Raw genomic sequence first — 19,821 nt, 5'->3', positions numbered from 1 at the left:
CACGGTACCCCACGCCCATGAGCGGCAAACTTTTCATCAAGACCCACGGCTGCCAGATGAACGAGTACGACTCGGCCAAGATGGCCGACGTGCTCAAGGCTTCGCACGGGCTGGAACTGACCCAGGACGAGTCCGAGGCGGACGTGATCCTGATCAACACCTGCTCGATCCGCGAGAAGGCGCAGGAAAAAGTCTTCAGCCAGCTCGGCCGCTGGAAGCAGCACAAGAAGGACGGCAAGCCGGTGCTGATCGGCGTCGGTGGCTGCGTGGCCTCGCAGGAAGGCGAGGCGATCGTCAAGCGCGCGCCCTACGTGGATCTGGTGTTCGGTCCGCAGACGCTGCACCGGCTGCCCCAGCTGATCGAGGCTCAGCGCGCCAGCGGCAAGCCACAGGTGGACATCAGCTTCCCTGAGATCGAGAAGTTCGACTGCCTGCCCGAGCCGCGTGCCGAAGGCCCCACCGCATTCGTCTCGATCATGGAAGGCTGCTCGAAATACTGCAGCTACTGCGTGGTGCCCTACACCCGCGGCGAGGAGATCAGCCGGCCGTTCGACGACGTGCTGGTGGAAGTGGCCAAGCTCGCCGCGCAGGGCGTGCGCGAAGTGAACCTGCTGGGCCAGAACGTCAATGCCTACCGCGGCCCGACCTTCGACGGCGGCATCGCCGACCTCGCCGTGCTGATCCACGCCATCGCGCAGATCGAGGGCATCGGCCGCATCCGCTTCACCACCTCGCATCCGCTGGAGTTCTCCGACTCGCTGATCGAGGCCTACGCCAACGTGCCGCAGCTGGCGAATTTCCTGCACCTGCCGGTGCAGGCCGGCTCCGACCGCATCCTCTCGGCGATGAAGCGCGGCTACACCACGCTGGAATTCAAGCAGAAGATCCGCAAGCTGCGCGCGGTGCGGCCGGACATCTGCGTGTCGTCCGACTTCATCGTGGGCTTCCCCGGCGAGACCGACGAGGATTTCGGCAAGACCATGAAGCTGATCGACGACGTCGGCTTCGACCAGAGCTTCTCCTTCATCTTCTCCGCCCGCCCCGGTACGCCGGCGGCCAAGCTCGCCGACGACACGCCGATGGCGGTGAAGCACCAACGCCTCGAACGCCTGCAGGCCGCGATCAACGCCAACGCGAAGAAGATCAACGAGGCGATGGTCGGCAGCGTGCAGCGCGTGCTGGTGGAAAAGCCCAGCACGCGCAACCCGCACGAACTCAGCGGCCGCACCGAGAACATGCGCTACGTGAACTTCGCCGGCCACCCGCGCCTGATCAGCCAGTTCGTCGACGTGGTGATCACCGACGCGATGAGCAATTCGCTGCGCGGGCGGGTGAAAACAGCCGACGCCGCGACCGCTTGACTCCGTCCCTCGCATGCCGACGCCGCCCCCGAAAGCGGGAGTCCGGCTTGAGCTTGATGCTTCGACGAAATGGATTCCCTCTGTCGCGGGAATGACGCCCACAGGAACACGCATTCGACACGTATCCATGACCAACGGCCTCAACCAGCGCGATTTCACCCTCGACCCCGAAGACAACGCCCGGCTCGCCAACCTGTGCGGGGCGTTCGACGAGCACCTGCGCCAGGTGGAGCTGCGCCTGGGCGTGGAGATCAACCACCGCGGCAGCATCTTCCAGGTGATCGGCGAGGAGGCGCCCGTGCGCGCCGCCGAGAAGGTGCTGCGCGCGCTGTACGCCAGCACCGGGAGCGAGATGCTGACCGGTGCGCAGATCAACCTGCAGCTGGCCGAATCAGGCATCGATGCGATCACCGAGGCGGCCGTCGAAGGCGCCCAGGAGGTGGTGATCAAGGTCAAGCGCGGGGTGATCAAGGGCCGCGGCCCGAACCAGGCGCGCTACCTGCACGCGATCGCCAGCCACGACATCAACTTCGGCGTGGGCCCGGCCGGCACGGGCAAGACCTACCTGGCGGTAGCCAGCGCAGTCGAGGCGCTGGAGGCGAACCGGGTACAGCGACTGATCCTGGTGCGCCCGGCGGTCGAGGCCGGCGAGAAGCTCGGCTTCCTGCCCGGCGACCTCAGCCAGAAGGTCGACCCCTATCTGCGCCCGCTGTACGACGCGCTGTACGAGATGCTCGGCTTCGAGAAGGTGGCCAAGCTGATCGAGCGCAACGTGATCGAGATCGCCCCGCTGGCCTACATGCGCGGGCGTACCCTGAACGATTCGTACGTGATCCTCGACGAGGCACAGAACACCACCGTCGAGCAGATGAAGATGTTCCTCACCCGCATCGGCTTCGGCACGGTGGCGGTGATCACCGGCGACGTCACCCAGGTCGACCTGCCGCGCAGTACCCGTTCGGGCCTACGCCAGGCGGTCGAGGTGCTGCGCGGGGTCACCGGCATCAGCTTCACCTTCTTCACCTCGCGCGACGTGGTGCGCCACCCGCTGGTGGCGAAGATCGTGCGCGCCTACGAGGCGTTCGAGGAAGAAGCCGGGATCCGGGATTCGGGATTGGAGATTCGGGAAAAGCCGAAACCGGCAACCTGATCTTCATCGCAGCCACGGATACCCGACATGCCGCACACCGCTCTTCCGAATCCCGAATCCCGAATCCCGAATCCCGTTCTCGTCCACCTCGGCTACGCCGTGCCGCGCGCCGGCCTGCCCGCGCCGGCCAGCTTCCGCCGCTGGGTCGAGGCGGCGCTGCGCGGGGCGAAGCGGCGCAAAGGCGCCGAGCTGGCGATCCGTATCGTCGATGCCCACGAAGGCCGCGCGCTCAACCGCGATTACCGCGGCAAGGACTACGCCACCAACGTGCTGTCGTTCCCCGCCGAGCTGCCGCCCGGCGTGGCGCTGCCGCTGATCGGCGACCTGGCGATCTGCGCCCCGGTGGTGCTGCGCGAGGCCGCCGAGCAGGGCAAATCGCCGCGCGACCATTGGGCCCACCTCACCGTCCACGGCGTGCTGCACCTGCTCGGCTACGACCACACCGAGGAGGCCGAAGCCGAAGCGATGGAAGCGCTGGAAACCCGCGTCCTGGCCGGCCTCGGCATCGCCGACCCCTACGCCTGAACGCTTTGCTCCCTCCCCTGCAACGCAGGGGAGGGTCGGGGTGGGGTGCGCTTTTGATCTTCCCCGCCACCCGCCGCCACCTCCTTCCAGCCTCCCCCTGCCCGCAGGGAAAGCAGCAACAGCGCGCTTGTGCCCTGAACCGTCACGTTTTTTCCGCTAGAATCGGCCTTCCGCCCGGTTTCGGGCAGACCCCCAACGAGTAATGAGCGACGACCCTGGCAGTACCAGCGGCCCGGCCCACCGAACCTGGTGGGATCGACTGGGCCACATGTTTTCCGGCGAACCGCGCAACCGCGACGAACTGATCGAGGAACTGCGCTCCGCCCAGACCAACGGACTGCTGTCCGTGAACACCCTCACCATGGTCGAGGGTGCGATCAAGGTCACCGAACTGAGCGTGGACGATGTGATGGTGCCGCGCATGCAGATCGTGATGCTGGCCGCCGAGTCGCCGCTGCCCGATGTCCTCGCCGCCGTGGTCGAATCCGGCCACTCGCGCTTCCCGGTGCACGGCGAGGACAAGGACGAGATCCTCGGCATCCTGCTGGCCAAGGACCTGCTGAAGTACTTCGGCGCCGCCGAGCACTTCGACATCCGCGCCATCCTGCGCCCGGCCGTGCTGATCCCCGAGTCGATGCGCCTGAACGTGCTGCTGGAGGAATTCCGGCTCAGCCGCAACCACATGGCGCTGGTGGTCAACGAATACGGCGGCGTCGCCGGCCTGGTCACCATCGAGGACGTGCTGGAGCAGATCGTCGGCGAGATCGACGACGAGCACGACGACGAGGAAGAACCCGAACTGATGCATGAACAGCCCGGCGGCGACTGGCTGGTCAGCGCGCTGACCCCGATCGAGGACTTCAACGAACAGACCGGCGCCGATTTCCCCGACGAGGAATACGACACCGTCGGCGGCATGGTCACTGCCGAGTTCGGCCACCTGCCCGAGATCGGCGAGGAAGTCGCCGTCGGCGGCTACCTGTTCCACGTCACCGAAGCCGACGACCGCCGCGTGCAGGCCTTCCGCGTGGTCAAGCAGTAGCACCGCATGAAACTGGTCGGCCGCCACCTCCTGCTGCTCGCGCTGTTGCTGCTGGCCGCGCTTTCGCCCGCCCACGCCGGCATCGCCAACGCCCCCGGCGCGAACCTCGAGGTGTCGCTGGTCACCTACGGCCCTGGCGAAACCTACTGGGAACGCTTCGGCCACGACGCGATCGAGCTGCGCGACACGGTCTCCGGCGAGGCGGTCAACTTCAACTACGGCGTGTTCGACTTCAGCGAGAAGAACTTCTTCGTGAATTTCGCCCGCGGCCGCATGCATTACCTGATGGACGCGGGGCCCAGCGCGCAGGATGAGAGCTACTACGTCGAGGCCGGCCGCTCGGTCACCCGTCAGACGCTGGCGCTCGGCCCCGCGCAGGCCGCCGCGCTGCGCGACTACCTGCTGTGGAACCTGCGCCCGGAAAATGCCGGCTACGCCTACGACTACTACGTCGACAACTGCACTACCCGCGTGCGCGACGCGCTGGACAAGGCGCTGGGCGGCGTGCTGGCAACGTCATTGAAGGCGCATGCCGGCGGCATGACCTACCGCCAGCAGACCGTGCGCCTGATGAGCGCACAGCCCTGGCTGGCGCTGCTGCTCGATCTGGGTCTGGGACCGTATGCCGACCAGCCGTTGAATGCCTGGCAGGAAAGCTTCCTGCCCGAGGTGCTGCAGGCGCAGTTGCGCGAGGTGCGCGTCGACGACGGCCATGGCGCCCTGCATCCGCTGCTGCGCGACGAGCAGCTGGTCTCGCCCAACCGCCTGCAGGCGCCGCCGGCGGCCGCGCCCGACCTGCGCCCGCCGCTGGCGCTGGCCGGCCTGCTGCTGGCCGGGTTGATCGTGCTCGCCCGCCGCGGCTGGCCGACCGGTTACGCCCTGCTCGGCACGCTGTACCTGCTCGCGGCCGGCATGACCGGCCTGCTGCTGCTGGTGCTGTGGACGCTGACCACCCACCACTCGGCGTGGGCCAACGCGAACCTGCTGCTGTTCAACCCGCTCGCGTTCGTGCTGCTGCCGACACTGTGGCGCGCGCAACGCGGCCTTGCCGCCTCGCGTTTCATCGACGGCGTGATCGCGCTGCAACTGCTCGCCTGCATGGTCGCCGTGCTGCTGCACCTGCTGCCCGGCATCGCGCAGCAGAACCAGCCGTGGCTGCTGTTCGCCCTGCCGTGCTGGCTGGCGCTGGCGTGGAGCCTGCGCCGCCGCTGATGCAATTGCCGCGCCCCACCGCGCGGGGCATCATGCGTGCATGAACCCGACCACGCCGCCCGCCGCGACCCCGACCAACCTGCCGATGGTGGTCAACTGCGTCGCCTACCGCAACAACGGCACGCGGATCGGCGAGGTCACCATCGACACCATCAGCGAGGTGTTGGCCGAGCCCGACACCTTCGTCTGGGTCGGCCTGTACGAGCCGGACGAGACCTTGCTGGGCAAGATCCAGGATGAGTTCGGCCTGCACGACCTGGCGATCGAGGACGCGCACGCCGCGCACCAGCGCACCAAGCTGGAAACCTACGGCGACTCGCTGTTCCTGGTGGTGCAGACCGCGCAGCTGGTCAACGGCGAACTGGCGTTCGGCGAAACGCACATCTTCTTCGGCCCGCGCTACCTGGTCACCGTGCGCCACGGCGCCTCGCAATCCTACGCACCGGCGCGGCGCGGCTGCGAGCAAACGCCGGAACTGCTGGCGAACGGCCCCAGCTACGGGTTGTACGCCGTGCTCGACTTCATCGTCGACAACCTGCTGCCGATCGTGCGCGACTTCCGCGAGGAGGTGCAGCAGCTCGAACACGACATCTTCGGCGAAACGTACAAGAGCAGCACGGTGCGCCGGCTGTACGACATGCAACGCGACCTGATGACGCTGCGCCTGGCGGTGGCGCCGCTGCAGGACATCGTCAACCAGCTGATCCGGCTGCACCCAAACCTGATCCCCGAAGTGCTGCAGGCGTACTTCCGCGACGTCTACGACCATGCCTTCCGCGTCAACGAGGCGATCGGCGCGATGCGCGAGATGCTCACCGCGGCGATCAACGTCAACCTCTCACTGGTCAGCCTGCGCCAGAACGAGGTGATGAAGAAGCTCGCCGGCTGGGCCGCCATGCTCGCCGCGCCGACCCTGCTGACCAGCTGGTACGGCATGAACTTCACCCACATGCCCGAGCTCGCCCAGCCCTGGGCCTATCCCGGCATCATCGTGGTGGTGGGCGGCGTCGTCGGCGGCATCTACCTCGGGCTCAAGCGCGCGAAATGGCTGTAACGCGACCGGCGGTTGTCGCTGTCATGCGGAACGTCCAAGATGTCCGCCGGCCTTCCCCCGGACGCGATCATTGATGAACGACTCCCGCAGCCACATTCCCGCCGACGCCGCCGCGCCGGTGGAAACCCTCTACGAAGGCCGCTGGCTCAGCCTGCGCAAGCGCGGCCGCTGGGAATACGCCGAGCGCAACAACCCCGGCGGGGCGGTGATCATCCTGGCGGTGACGCCGTCGGACAAGGTGCTGTTCGTCGAGCAGTACCGCGTGTCGATCCTGCAGAACACCATCGAGATGCCGGCCGGCCTGGTCGGCGATCTGGCTGGTCAGGCCGACGAGAGCGCCCAGCTGGCCGCGCGGCGCGAGCTGGAGGAAGAAACCGGCTGGCGCTGCCAGCGGGTGGAGTTCGTCCATCGCGGCCCGTCGTCCTCGGGCATGAGCACCGAGATGATCACCTTCGTGCGTGCGTGGGAACTGGAAAAGGTCGGCCCCGGCGGCGGCGACGACACCGAGAACATCACCGTGCACGAGGTGCCGCGCCGCGAAGCGGGCGCCTGGCTGTTCGCGCGCGCCGCCGAAGGCTATTCGATCGACCCCAAGCTGTTCGCCGGGCTGTGGTTCATCGAGCACGCCAACGGCTGAGTGCACCGGCCGCGACGGGCAGGACCGCTCACCAGGTGCGCACGTCGACCACGCTGATGGTGAAACTGCTCATGCCGGACTGGTAGCGGAACAGCCGGCCCAGGTCGAAGTGCACGGTTTCGCCCGGGGCGATGTTGGAGGTGCCGGCCGGCCACGCCTGCTTGCTCTGGATGACGGAACCGGCATCGTCCTTGATGTCGATGCGGATCTGCGCGGCCGAGGCCGCGGCGCAGTTGTTGACCAGGTCGCCGCGCAGGCTCATCCGTGTCGACGTTCCGGTGTTGTTGACCCCGGGCTTGAAGTCCTTGACGGCGAAGTCCTTCGGAGTGCAGTTGGCCTGGGCGGCCAGCGGGGCGAACAGGAGTACCGCGGAGAGGAGGAGCGTCTTCATGAGTTTGGGGCCATCCCGATGCATGCCTTCGATGCGGGCATGGAAAAAGATCGGCACGCGGCGGGGATTCTTTAGCCGACGGCGCCGCCCGGCACCGCGGCGCGGCGGCGGGATCGCGGCATGGCGCTCAAGTTCTGCGTGGTGGTGTCGATAGAGGGTGGTTCTGTTTCCCGCGTTGCGGTTCCCCCACTGTCCGATGGAGTTCCCCCCATGAAGGCCCTCGTTGTTTCCGCCGTGTTGCTGTTCGCCCCGCTGGCTGCCCAGGCCGCCTGCGCACCTGGCGATTTCGCCATCAAGGATTTCAAGCCCGGCGTCGCGGCATCGCGCCTCAGCCTGCGCGGCGATCTGGTCAACAACTGTGCCGCGGCCTCGGCCGCGCAGATCCGCATCGAGGTCAAGGACGCCGGCGGCAAGGTGCTGCAGAGCAAGCAGGGCTGGCCGGCCGGCACCGCCAACATCGCCCCGGGCGAAACCGTGCACTTCGACCTGGGCCGGCTGTTCCGCTACCAGGCGGACATGGACAGCTACACCGTCAGCGTGGTCGACGTGCGCACCTGGTGATACTGCCGGCAGCGTGACGCAAAAAGGCTCCTTGCGGAGCCTTTTTGGTATCCGCCGCTGCGCAGCGCTCCGCGCCAGCGGGCCTTCAGTGCAGCACGAACAGCTTGTCGAAACCGGCCACGCGCAAGGTGCCACGCAGCTCGCCGGAGGCGTTGACGATGCGGATGTCGGCGCGGTCGGCGCCGGCGTGTTCGCGCAGCAGCAGCAGCATGCCGAGCGCCGAACTGTCCATGCCGGTGACCTCGCCCAGGTCGATCACGTAGCTGCGCGCGGGCTTGCCGCTGCCCAGGCAGGCGTCGTGGAAATCGCGGTGGATGCTGAAGTCGAAACGCTCGCCCAGCTGCAGGGTCAGGCAATCGAGTTCGCTGTCGTGGTGGACGATCATGTGGCAATCCTCAGAAGAGTTCGATTTCGCCGGCGTCCATGGTGTTCTGTAGCGCCGGGCCGCGCGAGCGCAGGCGCGCCTTCTCGCGCTGGATCGCCAGCCGGCTGCGCACGCGCTGGGCGCGTTCCTCCAGCGCGTCGGCCTCCAGCGAAGCGCAGGCCAGCTCCTCGATGTCGCGGGTGCATTCGGTGGTGACTTCCTGCAGCTCGGTCAGCCGGGTGCGGGTCTGGCTGATCAGCTGGCTCAGGATGTCCTCGAACTGCAGCGAACGGATGGTGGTGGAGACGTCGCTGCCGAGGCCGCGATTGATTTCCACCGCCTGGTCGGCCACCGCGCTGGTGCGCGCGTCGCTCTCGGTGACATGGGCGGTCATCGCGTCGATGCCGCCCTTGGCCGACAAGGCCACGTTGAGGTCCTGCGAGGCCATTGCGCCGATCAGCCCGCGCAGTTGCTCCATCGCCGAGCGCGCGCGCTCGACGTGGCCGCCGATCTGCTCGTTGAGCTGGTTGGAGTTGCTCGCCAGGTTGCGGATCTCGCCGGCCACCACCGCGAAGCCGCGACCGGATTCGCCGGCGCGCGCGGCCTCGATCGCGGCGTTCAGCGCCAGCAGGTTGGTCTCCTCGGCGATGGTATTGACGTTGCGCAGCAGGCCGAATACCGCGTCCATCTCCTTCGCCATGCCGTCGATGCGGTAGACGATGCGCAGGCTCTCGCGCGACATCTGCACGATCATGCCGACGAAGTGCTCCAGCAGGTCGCCGGTGCGCGCGGCGAAATCCTGCACCGACACGTCGCCGTCCTGCACCTCGATGATCTGCTTGAGCAGCGACTGCTGCAGCGCGGTCTTGCTGGACAGGCCGTCGAAGCCGCCGCCCAGCTCGGACACCGCGTCGCGCAGCAGGTCCAGGCCCTGATGCAGCTCGCGGGTGGCATGGCCGAGCTCGTCGACCAGCGCGCTGCGCACATCCTCCAGCGCCTCGCGTACCGGCTCGGCGCGCGCGCCGGCAACAGTCTGCGCAACCGGCGGCGCGGCGGGTCGTGTCGGCACGGCCCAAGCCAAGGTCAGCGCAACCACCAGCAGCGGCGCCAGCCAGGCGGGGTGCCAGGCCAGCGCCAGCAACAAGGCGACGGCGCTGGCGATCCAGCCCACAAGCTGGTGTCGGAACAACGAGGCAGGAGTGAATGACATGGTCCAGTATCCGCGGGTCAGGCGCCGCTGGCGCCGGTATGGGGTCGGCGGGCCAGCGCCAGCAGGCGTGCCGCCATGTGGTCGATCGGCTGCATCTCGGCGGCGGCATCCAACTTCCAGGCGGCGCCGGGCATGCCCCACACCACCGAACTTGGCTCGTCCTGCACCAGGGTGGCGGCGCCGGCCTGGCGCAACTCCAGCAAACCGCGTGCGCCGTCGTCGCCCATGCCGGTGAGCAGCGTGGCGATGGTGGCGGCGCCGGCGCTGGCCGCCAGCGAGCGGAACAGCACATCGACGCTGGGGCGGTGCCGGTTCACCGGCGGGCCGTCGTGCAGCCGGCACACGTACTTGGCGCCGTCCCACATCACCAGCAGGTGGTGGCTGCCGGGCGCGATGTAGGCATGGCCGGACTGGACCGGCTGGCCGTCCTGCGCCTCGCACACGCGCATCGCCGAGCAGCGGTCCATGCGCGCGGCGAACGGGCCGCTGAAGGCGGCGGGTATGTGCTGGGTCACCAGGATCGGCGGCGCGTCAGGCGGCATCGCCTCCAGCACCACACGCACCGCTTCGGTGCCGCCGGTGGAGGCGCCGATCGCGATGATCGGGCTGCCGCCGCGCGTGCCCGTGGTCTGCACGCGCGGCAGCACCGCATCGGCCGACAACCGCGGCGCCACGTCCAGCTTGCGCACCGTGGTGCGCGCGCGCGGCCTGGCCAGCGCCGCCAGCTTGACCTTGGCGCAGATCTCCTGCGCGCCGTCGCCGAAGCTGGACGCGAGGTCACTGCTCGGCTTGGCGAAGAAGTCCACCGCGCCCAGCTCCAGCGCACGCAGCGTCACGTCGGCCCCTTCCGTGGTCAGCGACGACACCATCACCACCGGCATCGGTCGCAGCCGCATCAGGTTTTCCAGGAAAGTCAGCCCGTCCATGCGCGGCATCTCGACGTCCAGGGTCAGCACGTCGGGGTTGAGTTGCTTGATCTTCTCGCGGGCGATCAGTGGGTCCGCCGCCGTGCCGACCACCTCGATGCCCGGATCGCAGGCGAGCATGGCCGACATCAGCTTGCGCACCAATGCGGAATCGTCGACTACCAGAACACGCACTCTATCCATTGCTCACCTTGCCATGCAGCCACGGCCCCGTCGCCCGCGACGGTCGCCCGGTCGATCGCCACGCCGGAACCACGGCGCTAGAACAGCTCGACCTCACCCTTTATCGGATCGTTTGCCAAACGCTTGAGGTAGCCGCGCTCGTCGGCCACCAGCGCCACGTCGTCGCTGCGGCGCAACTGGCGCACGCGGACCCGGCCGCTGTGCGGGAAGAACTGCACCTGGCGCGGGTAGACGTCGCCCAGGTCCTCCGCCGCCAGCTGCAGCCTTTCGGCCTCGATGTAGCGGTGCACGAAGTCGATGTTGCGCTGGCCCACGTCGCTCAGCTGGGCCAGCACGCGGCCACCGCCGAACACCTTCACGCGCAGGTTCGCGCGCTGGCCGCCCGCCTTCAGGATGGCGTTGATCAGCTGCTCCATCGCGTCGCTGCCATAGCGCGCCGCGCGCCCGTTGGCCGACGACCAGCTGTCGCGCTCGCCGGTGGGCTCGGGCAGCATGAAGTGGTTCATGCCGCCGACGCCGCGTTCCGCGTCGTGGATGCAGGCCGACACGCACGAACCGAGCACGGTGCTGACCAGCTCGTCGCTGCCGCTCACGTAGAACTCGCCCGGCAGCACCCGCACCACCATGCGGCCCTGGGTCGGGTCCCAGAACCGGCGCAGGTGCTCGAAGCCGGGCATGGCCTCGGGCAGCGTGGCGCTACGGCGCTCGACCGTCACTACCGGCGTCATCCGCGCTTCCGGTAGACGGTGCGGCCGATCAGCTCGAAATCGTCGTTGATGCCGTGCAGCGACTCGGAATGGCCGAGGAACAGGTAGCCGCCCGCCGGCAGCAGCGCGGCGTAGCGGCGAAACAGCTGCTGCTTGGTCGGCTGGTCGAAGTAGATCACCACGTTGCGGCAGAAGATCGCGTCGAACGGACCGCGCATGGGCCACTCGTGCAACAGGTTCAGCGGCTGCACGCTCACCAGTTCGCGCAGGCGCGGATGCACACAGGCGAAGCCTTCATATTCGCCGGCGCCGCGCAGCATCCAGCGGCGCCGGCGTTCGTCGCTGACGCCGGCCAGCCGTTCCAGCGGGTAGACGCCGTTGCGCGCGGTTTCCAGCGCCTGCGGCGACAGGTCGGTGGCGAGGATCTTCGCATCCAGGCCCGCCCCGCCATGGCGCTCCAGCGCCTCGGCCAGCACCATCGCCAGCGCGTACGGCTCCTCGCCGGTAGAACAGCCGGCGGACCAGATCCGCAGGCGGTCGCCGCTGCGGCGCTTCTGCTGCAGCCATTGCGGCAGCAATTCGTCGACCAGCAGGTCGTAATGATGCTGCTCGCGGAAGAACGAGGTCACGTTGGTGCTGATCACGCTGGCAAGGTTGTCCAGCTCGCTGTCCGGGTCGCGCCGCAACAGCTCGCAATAGGCGCCGAAGTGGTGCAGGCCCAGCGCGCGCAGCCGCCGCGCCAGGCGCCCCTGCACCAGCTGGCGCTTGTGCTCGCCCAGCGAGATGCCGCAATACTCGTGGACGAACTCGCGCAGGAAGCGGAACTCGGCATCGCCGAGCAGCACCGCGCCGCCGTCCGCCGGCACCGGATCGCCTCCGATCGCGCCGGCGACGGCGCCCATGCTCAGAATTCCTTCCAGGCGCCAGCGTCCGCCGTCTCGGCGGCGGACGCCATCCGCGGCGGCGTCTTGCGCACGGCGGCGAACACCGCCTCGGTGGCCCGGGTCACGTCCTTCGCGCGATCCTGCGGCGCGGCCTCCTTCGCGGCGCCATCGCCGGCCAGGTGGAAGAAGCCGACCTGCTGGGATAGTTCGCCGGCCTGTTCCTGCATGGCGCGGGCCGCCGCCGAGGCCTCCTCGACCAGCGCGGCGTTCTGCTGGGTCATCTCGTCCATCTGCATCACCGCGTTGTTGACCTGGTCGATACCGGCCGACTGCTCCTGGCTGGCCGCGGCGATCTCGGCCACGATGTCGGTGACCTTCTTCACGCTCTCGACGATCTCGGCCAGCGCCTTGCCGGACTGGTTGACCAGCTCCGAGCCGCTCTTCACCTTCTCCTCGCTCTCGGCGATCAGGCCCTTGATCTCCTTCGCCGCGCCGGCGCTGCGCTGCGCCAGGCTGCGCACCTCGCTGGCCACCACCGCGAAGCCGCGGCCCTGCTCGCCGGCACGCGCCGCTTCCACCGCCGCGTTCAGCGCCAGCAGGTTGGTCTGGAACGCGATCTCCTGGATCAGCCCCACGATGTCGCCGATCTTGCGGCTGGAGGCGTCGATCTCGCCCATCGCGGCAATCGCCTTGCCGGCCACCTCGCCGCCGCGCTCGGCCTGCTCGCGCGCGCCGCGGGCGAGCTGGTTGGCGTGGCTGGCGTTCTCCGCGTTCTGCTTCACGGTGGAGGTCATCTCCTCCATCGACGAGGCGGTTTCCTCCAGGCTGGAGGCCTGCTCCTGCGTGCGCTGGCTGAGGTCGTCGTTGCCACGCGCGATCTGCTGCGCGGCGCTGCTGACCGCATCGGAGCCGTGGCGCACCTCGCCCACGATCGCGCCGAGGCGCTCGTCCATGACGCGGAAGGCCTCCAGCAGCCGGCCCAGCTCATCGTGCCGCCCGACCCTGATCGCATGGCCCAGCTGGCCTTCGGAAATGGCATGCGCCACCTTCACCACATGCGCCAGCGTGCCGCTGATCGAGCGCACCAGCAAGGTCGACACCAGCAGTGCGAGCAGCAGGCCGCCAATAAGCGCGGCGAGCACCAGCAGCCGCACCACCTTGTAGCGGCCGACCTGGGTCTGGTACGTCTGCTTCACCTCGTCGCTCTGCGCCTGCGTGAGCTTGTCGAGCGTGTCCACGCGCAGCATCAGCTGCGGGCGCACCTGCATTTCCAGCAGGTCGCTGGTGCCTTCATCGGCCTGGCGCAGGGCATCGTAGATGTCCTTCAGGCCGCTCTCGTACTCCGCGTCGGTGGCGCGGTAGGCCTTGTACTTCGCCGCGATCTGCGGGCTCATCGGCAGCGCCGACAGCTGCTTGTCGATCCCGGCGACCTCCTGCTGGAGCTTCTCGGACTCCGCAACCTTCTGCCTCACCTGGTCAGGCTTCTTGATCGCCCCCGCCGCCTCGCCGAGCACGACGAAGTTCATCAGCGACCTGGCGCGCAAGGTGGCCATCAGCTGCGCCGGCACCATACCCTCCTCGTAGCTGTGGCGCAGGCCCTCGTTCTGCCATTGCATCATGCCGAGGCCGACCGCCGCGCCCGCCGCGAGCATCAGCCCGAGCAGCGCGAACGTGCCGATCAGGCGCGCCTTGACGGACAGCGTCGGCAGCCTGGTAAAACGTGCCATGAATTTCTTGATGTTCATCGTGATTCCCGGATCGGATCAGGCGGCAACTTCGACATCCCGGACGTCCGTCAGCGCGGCGTCCAGGGTTTCAACGTCTTCCGGACGCATCAGCTTCTCCACGTCCAGCAGCATCACCATGCGTTCGGCATGGGTGGCCAGGCCCTTCAGGTAGCGGGTGTCGACGATCGCGCCCATGTCGGGCACCGGCCGGATCGCCGCCATGTCGATGTCCACCACGTCGGACACCGCATCCACCACGATGCCGAACAGGCGCTCGGCCACCGCCACGACGATCATCACCGTGCTGTCGCCGTAGCTCTCACGCTCGAGCCCGAAGCGCAGGCGCAGGTCCATCACCGGCACGATCGCGCCGCGCAGGTTCAACACGCCGAGCACATAGGCGGGCGTCTGCGGAATGCGGGTGACCCGCGTCCAGCCGCGGATCTCGCGTACCGTCAGGATGTCGACGCCGTACTCCTCGCCAGCCAGGCTGAAGGTGAGCTGCTGCACGGTGGGCGCCGTGTCCGCGTTGTTTTCATGCATGGATCGTCTACCTTGTGAGGGGTGTCTGCAGGCACCCGGCCTCGATGCCTGTATCGGCCTTGCCAGGGAGGACTTGAGTACAGCGCAGTCGCCGGGCAAAACCGCTGCTGCCGGCCTCGCGGCAGCAGCGGCAGCAGCGGCAGCAGCGGCAGCAGCGGCAGCAGCGGCGGCAGCGGCAGCGGCAGCGGAAAACGGCTACGCCCAGAGCTTGTGAAGAAAACCACATCCTGTGGCTTTCCTCAGTCGCGAGTCCGGTACACGCCCGGACTCGCTCACATGCGTTGCCTCAACTCGGGCATCGGGCAACCGCTCCCTGCGTTGCCTCAACTCGGGCATCGGGCAACTGCTCCTGCGTTGCCTCAACTCGGGCATCCATGCCCTCGACATGCCCTCGCCGTGGCCGGCCTGAGCGGTTGAAAAAATCACAACCTCTCAGAACTCGGTCCAGCCGCCGGCCGCCGCGGTCGACCGGGTCGGTTCGGCCGTGCGAGTCGCCGGCTTGCGCGGCAACGCCACCACGCGCGCCGAGGCCGGCGCCGCCTGCGCGGGCTTTGCCGGCGCGCCGTCCAACCGGAAGAACCTCATCTGCCGCTGCAGTTGGCCGGCCTGCTCCTGCATCGCCCGCGCCGCCGCCGCGGCTTCCTCCACCAGCGCCGCGTTCTGCTGGGTCACTTCGTCCATCTGCATCACCGCGCGGTTCACCTGGTCGATGCCGGCCGACTGCTCGTGGCTGGCTGCCGCGATCTCCGCCACGATGTCGGTGACCTTCCTCACGCTGTCCACGATGTCCGCCAGCGCCGCACCGGACTGCTCCACCAGCGCGCTGCCGGCCTGCACCCGATCCACGCTTTCGCCGATCAGCACCTTGATTTCCTTCGCCGCCGCTGCGCTGCGCTGCGACAGGCTGCGCACCTCGCTGGCCACCACCGCGAAGCCGCGGCCCTGCTCGCCGGCGCGTGCCGCCTCCACCGCTGCGTTCAACGAGAGCAGGTTGGTCTGGAACGCAATCTCGTCGATCAGACCGACGATATCGGCGATCCGGCGGCTCGATGCGCTGATCTCGCCCATCGCCGCCACTGCCTGCGCCACCACCTGGCCGCCGCGCTCGGCCTGTTCGCGCGCGCCGTTCGCCAACTGATTGGCGTGGCTGGCGTTCTCCGCGTTCTGCCTCACGGTAGAGGTCATTTCCTCCATCGACGAGGCGGTTTCCTCCAGGCTGGAGGCCTGTTCCTGCGTGCGCTGGCTCAGGTCGTCGTTGCCCTTGGCGATCTGCTGCGCGGCACTGCTCACTGCCTGCGAGCCATGTTGCACCTGGCCCACCACCTCGATCAGTTTCAGGTGCAGCCGTTGCATCGCGTGCATCATGCTGCCCGACGCCAGCTTCACGCCCTCGGCGCCTTCCACCGACAGATTGCCGTCAGCCATGCGGCCCACCATCTTCACCGCGAATGTCGGCTCGCCGCCGATGCTGCGACGAATGCTTTGCATGGTCAACCACACCACCAGCACCACCAGCAGCGCCATCAACGCCACCCTGGCCATGCGCACTTTCATCATGTGCACGAATTGCGCATCGACCTCGTCGAGGTAGGCGCCGGCGCCAAAGTGCATGCCCCAAGGCTTGTACAACGCCGAGTAGGTGATCTTGCCCACGATCTTCTTGCTGGTGGGCTTCGGCCAGTCGTAATAGGTGACGCCGCTGCCGTCCCGAGCGTCCACTTCGCGCATCAGCTGGAAGATCGGCTTGCCATTCCGGTCCACCATGTCGCGTACGCTCTTGCCGAGCCTGTCCAGCATTATCGGATGCTCGGCCAGCGTGTAGTCGTCGCCGAAGGCGAACACGTAGCCTGCACCATCGCCCCACCGCATGTCGTGGATCTGCGCCAATGCGCGCTTCTGCGCCTCGGCCCGACTCAATTCGCCCCTGGCGGCACGTTCATCCCAGGCCGTGGCGATGGAGATCGCCGATTCCACGTTGTTTTGCAACGCCCCCTGCACGCCACGCACCAACAGATCGCGGCCCTGGAAGGTGTTCATCACAGTGAGCGCGACCAAGCCGACCAGCACCACGGCCACCACCAGCATCACCTTGATATTGAGACTCAAGCGATGAAAAAAGTCGTGCACATTGGAAAACATGCCTCCCTCCCGTTGGAGTATGCGGACCCCATGGCCTCGATTGATTTGATACCCTCCTTCACGTCGATGACGGCTCCCTGGCTGCTTGGCACAGACCGGCCGACTCCTGCGCTCAGGGCTTGTGAAGAAAACCACTTCCTGTGGTTTTCTTCCGTCGCGAGTCCAGTACACGCCCGGACTCGCTCACATGAAACAATCACTGGCGTGACTGTTTCAAGCCCGGCCATCGGGCAACCGCTCCTGCGTTGCCTCAACTCGGGCATCGGGCAACTGCTCCTGCGTTGCCTCAACTCGGGCATCCATGCCCTCGCCATGCCCTCGCCGTGGCCTCGCCGTGGCCGGCCTGAGAGGTTGAAAAATCACGACCTCTCAGGCAGCGGCCTTGCTGCGCTGTCCCAGCCGCACCACGCCGCCCACGTCGACGATCAACGCCACCGAGCCGTCGCTGAGGATGGTTGCGCCGGAGATGCCCTGCACGCGGCGGTAATGCGCATCCAGCGACTTGATCACCGCCTGCTGCTGGCCCAGCAGGTCGTCCACCAGCAGGCCCATGCGCCGGCCGGCGTCCTCGATCACCACCACGATGCCGCGTTCGATCTCGGTGACCGCGTCGGCGCAACCGAAGGCGCGGTGCAGGCGCATGATCGGCAGGTATTCCTCGCGGAAATGAAACACCTCGCCGCCGCCGGTGATCCGGCGCACCGCCTCTGGCTTGAGCCGCAGCGACTCGACGATCGAGGTCAGCGGCACGATGTAGCGCTCATCGCCCACCGCGGTCACCAGCCCGTCGATGATCGCCAGGGTCAGCGGCAGCGCGATGGTGAACACGCTGCCCTTGCCCGCTTCGCTCTTCACGCCGACGCTGCCGCCGAGATCGCGCACGTTGCGCCGTACGACGTCCATGCCGACGCCGCGGCCGGACAGGTCGGTGGCCTGCGCGGCAGTGGAGAAGCCCGGCTGGAAGATCAGCTCGGCTACCTCGGCGTCGCTGGGTTCCTGGCCGGCGCCGAGCAGCCCGCGCTGCTGCGCCTTGGCCACGATGGCGGCGCGGTTGAGCCCGGCGCCGTCGTCGCTGATCTGCACCACGATGTTGCCGCCTTCGTGGTAGGCGTTGAGCTTGAGCGTGCCGTTCTCCGGCTTGCCGGCGGCCTTGCGCTGCGCCGGCAGCTCCAGGCCGTGGTCGATCGCGTTGCGCACCAGGTGCACCAGCGGGTCGCCGATCTTTTCCAGCACCGTCTTGTCCAGCTCGGTATGTTCGCCGTGCAACTCCAGCCTGACCTGCTTGCCGAGCTTGCGCTCCAGGTCGCGCACCAGCCGCGGGAAGCGGTTGAACACCGAGCCGATCGGCAGCATGCGGATGCGCATCACGCTCTCCTGCAGCTCGCGGGTGGTGCGTTCAAGCTGCAGCAGGCCTTCGCGCAGGCGCTCCAGCTGCGACGGCCGGAAATTCTCGCCGATGTCGCTGAGCATCGACTGGGTGATCACCAGCTCGCCCATCATGTTGATCAGCGCATCGACCTTGTCGACGCCCACGCGGATCGAACTGCCTTCGCCGGAAGCGGCGCGAACGGTGGCCGTCTCGCGCGCCGGCGGCGCAGCAGCTGCGGGCACGGGTGCCGTTGCCGGCGCGGCCATCGCCAGCGGATCCGCCGCGGTCGCCGACGTCTCCCCGGGCAACGCCTCGATGGCCAGTTCGCAGTCGCCGTCGAGCCAGTCGAACACCGCGTCGACGTCGCCGCGCGCCACCGCGCCGTGCAGGCGCAGCTCCCAGCCCAGGTGGCACTGGCTGGGATCGAGCTCGGCCAGCCGCGCCGGCGCACTGTCGAGTACGAACGCGCGCCGCACCTCCAGCCGACCCAGCTGCTCCAGCTCGCGGAACAGCCGCAGCGGATCATTGCCGGTCTGCAGCAGGTGCGGCAGCGCGACGAAACGGATGTCCCAGCCGCTTGCCGATGCGACTCCGGACGCGACCGCGGCGGGCGCCGCCACCGCCTCGCCACTGGCCAGGCGCAGCAGTTCGCCGCGCAGCGCCTCGCTGTCGGCATCAGCTGCCGGCTGGCCGCCGGCGGATCGCGCCAGCATCGCGCGCAGGCAGTCGACCGAGCGTAGCAGCAGGTCGACCAGTGCCGTATCCACCGCGCGGCGCTCGCTGCGCACTTCTTCGAGCAGCGATTCGGCCACGTGGGTGAACGCGGCGACGTCGGCGAAGCCGAAGGTCGCCGCGCCGCCCTTGATCGAATGCGCCGCGCGGAAGATCGTGTGCACCAACTCGTGGTCGGTCGAACCCGAGTCCAGCGCCAGCAACGCCGCCTCCATCGCGTCGAGCCCTTCCAGGCTTTCCTCGAAGAAGGTCTTGTGGAACTGGGTCAGGTCGACCGTCGCCATCGGCGTTTCCTCAGCCCAGCACGCGCTTGACGGTGGCCAGCAGCTGTTCCGGGTCGAACGGCTTGACCAGCCAGCCGGTGGCGCCGGCCGCCTTGCCTTCCATCTTCTTCTCGGTGTGCGACTCGGTGGTCAGCATCAGGATCGGCACGCCCTTGTAGGCATCCATCGCACGCAGCTCGCGCACCATCGCGATGCCGTCCATCACCGGCATGTTGACGTCGGCCAGCACCAGGTCGAACGAGCTGCCGCGCGCGACGTCCAGCGCCAGCTGCCCGTTCTCGGCCTCGGCCACCTCGTGTCCCGCGCCGCGCAGGGTGAACGCCACCATGCCGCGCATCGAAACCGAATCGTCCACCGCAAGAATCTTTGCCATGCTGCCACCTCGTTCAGGCCGGCCCCGCGGCCGGCAGTTCCAGAATCCGCGCCAGGCCGAGCAGGCCGGCCGCCTCGTTGAAAGCCGCGCTCGCGCCACGCCACGCCAGCGCGCCGTCGCGTGACGCAAGCTCACGCCGCAGCAGCACCAGCAACTGCAGCGCCGCGGTGTCGACGCGCTCCACCGCGCTGGCGTCCAGCACCACACCGGCGCCGCGTTCGAGCGCTCCGACCAGCTCCGCCTGCAGCGCGGCCTGGGCGGCGAGGCGGCAGTCCGCGGGCAGCACCACCGCGGCCGCGCCGTCCGGCGCCGCTGGCCGCTCGTCCTGTTTCTGCGTCGCCGCTCGTTTGCCGGCCATGCCGCCGCTCCACGCGCGCTCGTTGGCGCTGACGAATTGCTTATCGGCCACCGGTGCGATCGCTTTAGGGCGCCTCGGCAACCTTCGTC

20 protein-coding genes are annotated in these 19,821 nt (G+C 68.2%); 8 read left to right on the top strand and 12 right to left on the bottom strand.

Annotated features, from left to right (window positions below; all coding sequences use genetic code 11):
- The first annotated feature begins 17 nt into the window (after positions 1-17).
- From miaB to AC3WTD_RS03185, 7 genes are all read left to right on the top strand, one after another.
- On the top strand, positions 18-1,361 hold the full coding sequence (gene miaB / locus AC3WTD_RS03215; RefSeq protein WP_492612893.1) for a tRNA (N6-isopentenyl adenosine(37)-C2)-methylthiotransferase MiaB: 1,344 nt from the start codon (positions 18-20) through the stop codon (positions 1,359-1,361).
- Between the two features lie 127 nt (positions 1,362-1,488).
- On the top strand, positions 1,489-2,511 hold the full coding sequence (locus AC3WTD_RS03210; protein WP_492612892.1) for a PhoH family protein: 1,023 nt from the start codon (positions 1,489-1,491) through the stop codon (positions 2,509-2,511).
- A gap of 27 nt (positions 2,512-2,538) precedes the next feature.
- The gene (ybeY, locus tag AC3WTD_RS03205) at positions 2,539-3,036 is read left to right on the top strand and encodes an rRNA maturation RNase YbeY (protein ID WP_051257526.1); all 498 of its coding nucleotides are present in this window, start codon (positions 2,539-2,541) and stop codon (positions 3,034-3,036) included.
- 202 nt (positions 3,037-3,238) lie between these two features.
- On the top strand, positions 3,239-4,078 hold the full coding sequence (locus tag AC3WTD_RS03200) for a CorC family transporter (protein WP_027492075.1): 840 nt from the start codon (positions 3,239-3,241) through the stop codon (positions 4,076-4,078).
- Between the two features lie 6 nt (positions 4,079-4,084).
- Positions 4,085-5,290, top strand: a complete 1,206-nt coding sequence (locus AC3WTD_RS03195) for a lipoprotein N-acyltransferase Lnb domain-containing protein (RefSeq protein ID WP_492612891.1) — start codon at positions 4,085-4,087, stop codon at positions 5,288-5,290.
- 40 nt (positions 5,291-5,330) lie between these two features.
- On the top strand, positions 5,331-6,344 hold the full coding sequence (locus AC3WTD_RS03190; RefSeq protein ID WP_492612890.1) for a magnesium and cobalt transport protein CorA: 1,014 nt from the start codon (positions 5,331-5,333) through the stop codon (positions 6,342-6,344).
- A 73-nt stretch (positions 6,345-6,417) separates the two neighbouring features.
- On the top strand, positions 6,418-6,981 hold the full coding sequence (locus tag AC3WTD_RS03185) for an NUDIX hydrolase (RefSeq protein ID WP_027492078.1): 564 nt from the start codon (positions 6,418-6,420) through the stop codon (positions 6,979-6,981).
- A gap of 28 nt (positions 6,982-7,009) precedes the next feature.
- On the opposite strand, the gene AC3WTD_RS03180 is transcribed toward AC3WTD_RS03185, so the two are convergent.
- Positions 7,010-7,372 carry a hypothetical protein gene (locus AC3WTD_RS03180; protein ID WP_027492079.1) on the bottom strand — a complete coding sequence of 121 codons (363 nt, stop codon included), beginning with the start codon at positions 7,370-7,372 and terminating at the stop codon, positions 7,010-7,012.
- Between the two features lie 210 nt (positions 7,373-7,582).
- On the opposite strand from AC3WTD_RS03180, the gene AC3WTD_RS03175 reads away from it, so the two are divergent.
- The gene (locus AC3WTD_RS03175; protein WP_027492080.1) at positions 7,583-7,933 is read left to right on the top strand and encodes a hypothetical protein; all 351 of its coding nucleotides are present in this window, start codon (positions 7,583-7,585) and stop codon (positions 7,931-7,933) included.
- Positions 7,934-8,018: 85 nt separating this feature from the next.
- Here the strand turns inward: AC3WTD_RS03175 and AC3WTD_RS03170 are convergent, their stop codons facing one another.
- The 11 genes from AC3WTD_RS03170 to AC3WTD_RS03120 form a co-directional block, all read right to left on the bottom strand.
- On the bottom strand, positions 8,019-8,318 hold the full coding sequence (locus tag AC3WTD_RS03170) for an STAS domain-containing protein (protein WP_007507420.1): 300 nt from the start codon (positions 8,316-8,318) through the stop codon (positions 8,019-8,021).
- Between the two features lie 10 nt (positions 8,319-8,328).
- Positions 8,329-9,507 carry a methyl-accepting chemotaxis protein gene (locus AC3WTD_RS03165; RefSeq protein ID WP_027492081.1) on the bottom strand — a complete coding sequence of 393 codons (1,179 nt, stop codon included), beginning with the start codon at positions 9,505-9,507 and terminating at the stop codon, positions 8,329-8,331.
- A 17-nt stretch (positions 9,508-9,524) separates the two neighbouring features.
- Positions 9,525-10,616: a protein-glutamate methylesterase/protein-glutamine glutaminase gene (locus tag AC3WTD_RS03160; protein WP_027492082.1), complete on the bottom strand. Its 1,092-nt coding sequence runs from the start codon at positions 10,614-10,616 to the stop codon at positions 9,525-9,527.
- Between the two features lie 77 nt (positions 10,617-10,693).
- Positions 10,694-11,344, bottom strand: a complete 651-nt coding sequence (cheD, locus tag AC3WTD_RS03155; RefSeq protein WP_492612889.1) for a chemoreceptor glutamine deamidase CheD — start codon at positions 11,342-11,344, stop codon at positions 10,694-10,696.
- The gene (locus AC3WTD_RS03150; RefSeq protein ID WP_492612888.1) at positions 11,341-12,225 is read right to left on the bottom strand and encodes a CheR family methyltransferase; all 885 of its coding nucleotides are present in this window, start codon (positions 12,223-12,225) and stop codon (positions 11,341-11,343) included. Before AC3WTD_RS03150 ends, cheD begins: the two co-directional genes overlap by 4 nt.
- 2 nt (positions 12,226-12,227) lie before the next feature.
- Positions 12,228-13,952 (bottom strand): methyl-accepting chemotaxis protein, encoded by a 1,725-nt coding sequence (locus AC3WTD_RS03145; protein ID WP_492612887.1) that lies wholly within the window; start codon positions 13,950-13,952, stop codon positions 12,228-12,230.
- A gap of 18 nt (positions 13,953-13,970) precedes the next feature.
- Positions 13,971-14,477, bottom strand: coding sequence for a chemotaxis protein CheW (locus AC3WTD_RS03140; RefSeq protein ID WP_027492086.1), 507 nt, complete (start codon positions 14,475-14,477; stop codon positions 13,971-13,973).
- A gap of 432 nt (positions 14,478-14,909) precedes the next feature.
- On the bottom strand, positions 14,910-16,616 hold the full coding sequence (locus tag AC3WTD_RS03135) for a methyl-accepting chemotaxis protein (RefSeq protein WP_492612886.1): 1,707 nt from the start codon (positions 16,614-16,616) through the stop codon (positions 14,910-14,912).
- Positions 16,617-16,985: 369 nt separating this feature from the next.
- The gene (locus AC3WTD_RS03130; RefSeq protein WP_492612885.1) at positions 16,986-19,001 is read right to left on the bottom strand and encodes a chemotaxis protein CheA; all 2,016 of its coding nucleotides are present in this window, start codon (positions 18,999-19,001) and stop codon (positions 16,986-16,988) included.
- Positions 19,002-19,011: 10 nt separating this feature from the next.
- A complete protein-coding gene (locus AC3WTD_RS03125; RefSeq protein ID WP_027492089.1) occupies positions 19,012-19,374 on the bottom strand; it encodes a response regulator in 363 nt (120 codons plus the stop codon).
- A gap of 13 nt (positions 19,375-19,387) precedes the next feature.
- On the bottom strand, positions 19,388-19,783 hold the full coding sequence (locus AC3WTD_RS03120; protein ID WP_235642358.1) for an STAS domain-containing protein: 396 nt from the start codon (positions 19,781-19,783) through the stop codon (positions 19,388-19,390).
- Positions 19,784-19,821: the final 38 nt, after the last annotated feature.

It is taken from the genome of Rhodanobacter sp. FW106-PBR-R2A-1-15, assembly GCF_058789735.1.
The sequence above is the reverse complement of the archived record's forward strand: the minus strand, read 5'-3'. Positions and strand labels throughout refer to the sequence as shown.

Bases quoted from the DNA above. Each gene is read 5' to 3' on its own strand.
- AC3WTD_RS03135 (WP_492612886.1), bottom strand. From the start codon at position 16,616: ATGTTTTCCAATGTGCACGACTTTTTTCATCGCTTGAGTCTCAATATC.
- AC3WTD_RS03210 (WP_492612892.1), top strand. From the start codon at position 1,489: ATGACCAACGGCCTCAACCAGCGCGATTTCACCCTCGACCCCGAAGAC.
- AC3WTD_RS03200 (WP_027492075.1), top strand. From the start codon at position 3,239: ATGAGCGACGACCCTGGCAGTACCAGCGGCCCGGCCCACCGAACCTGG.
- miaB (WP_492612893.1), top strand. From the start codon at position 18: ATGAGCGGCAAACTTTTCATCAAGACCCACGGCTGCCAGATGAACGAG.
- AC3WTD_RS03150 (WP_492612888.1), bottom strand. From the start codon at position 12,225: ATGGGCGCCGTCGCCGGCGCGATCGGAGGCGATCCGGTGCCGGCGGAC.
- AC3WTD_RS03160 (WP_027492082.1), bottom strand. From the start codon at position 10,616: ATGGATAGAGTGCGTGTTCTGGTAGTCGACGATTCCGCATTGGTGCGC.
- AC3WTD_RS03130 (WP_492612885.1), bottom strand. From the start codon at position 19,001: ATGGCGACGGTCGACCTGACCCAGTTCCACAAGACCTTCTTCGAGGAA.
- AC3WTD_RS03185 (WP_027492078.1), top strand. From the start codon at position 6,418: ATGAACGACTCCCGCAGCCACATTCCCGCCGACGCCGCCGCGCCGGTG.
- AC3WTD_RS03145 (WP_492612887.1), bottom strand. From the start codon at position 13,952: ATGAACATCAAGAAATTCATGGCACGTTTTACCAGGCTGCCGACGCTG.
- ybeY (WP_051257526.1), top strand. From the start codon at position 2,539: ATGCCGCACACCGCTCTTCCGAATCCCGAATCCCGAATCCCGAATCCC.
- AC3WTD_RS03125 (WP_027492089.1), bottom strand. From the start codon at position 19,374: ATGGCAAAGATTCTTGCGGTGGACGATTCGGTTTCGATGCGCGGCATG.
- AC3WTD_RS03190 (WP_492612890.1), top strand. From the start codon at position 5,331: ATGAACCCGACCACGCCGCCCGCCGCGACCCCGACCAACCTGCCGATG.
- AC3WTD_RS03165 (WP_027492081.1), bottom strand. From the start codon at position 9,507: ATGTCATTCACTCCTGCCTCGTTGTTCCGACACCAGCTTGTGGGCTGG.
- AC3WTD_RS03140 (WP_027492086.1), bottom strand. From the start codon at position 14,477: ATGCATGAAAACAACGCGGACACGGCGCCCACCGTGCAGCAGCTCACC.
- AC3WTD_RS03175 (WP_027492080.1), top strand. From the start codon at position 7,583: ATGAAGGCCCTCGTTGTTTCCGCCGTGTTGCTGTTCGCCCCGCTGGCT.
- AC3WTD_RS03195 (WP_492612891.1), top strand. From the start codon at position 4,085: ATGAAACTGGTCGGCCGCCACCTCCTGCTGCTCGCGCTGTTGCTGCTG.
- AC3WTD_RS03170 (WP_007507420.1), bottom strand. From the start codon at position 8,318: ATGATCGTCCACCACGACAGCGAACTCGATTGCCTGACCCTGCAGCTG.
- AC3WTD_RS03180 (WP_027492079.1), bottom strand. From the start codon at position 7,372: ATGAAGACGCTCCTCCTCTCCGCGGTACTCCTGTTCGCCCCGCTGGCC.
- cheD (WP_492612889.1), bottom strand. From the start codon at position 11,344: ATGACGCCGGTAGTGACGGTCGAGCGCCGTAGCGCCACGCTGCCCGAG.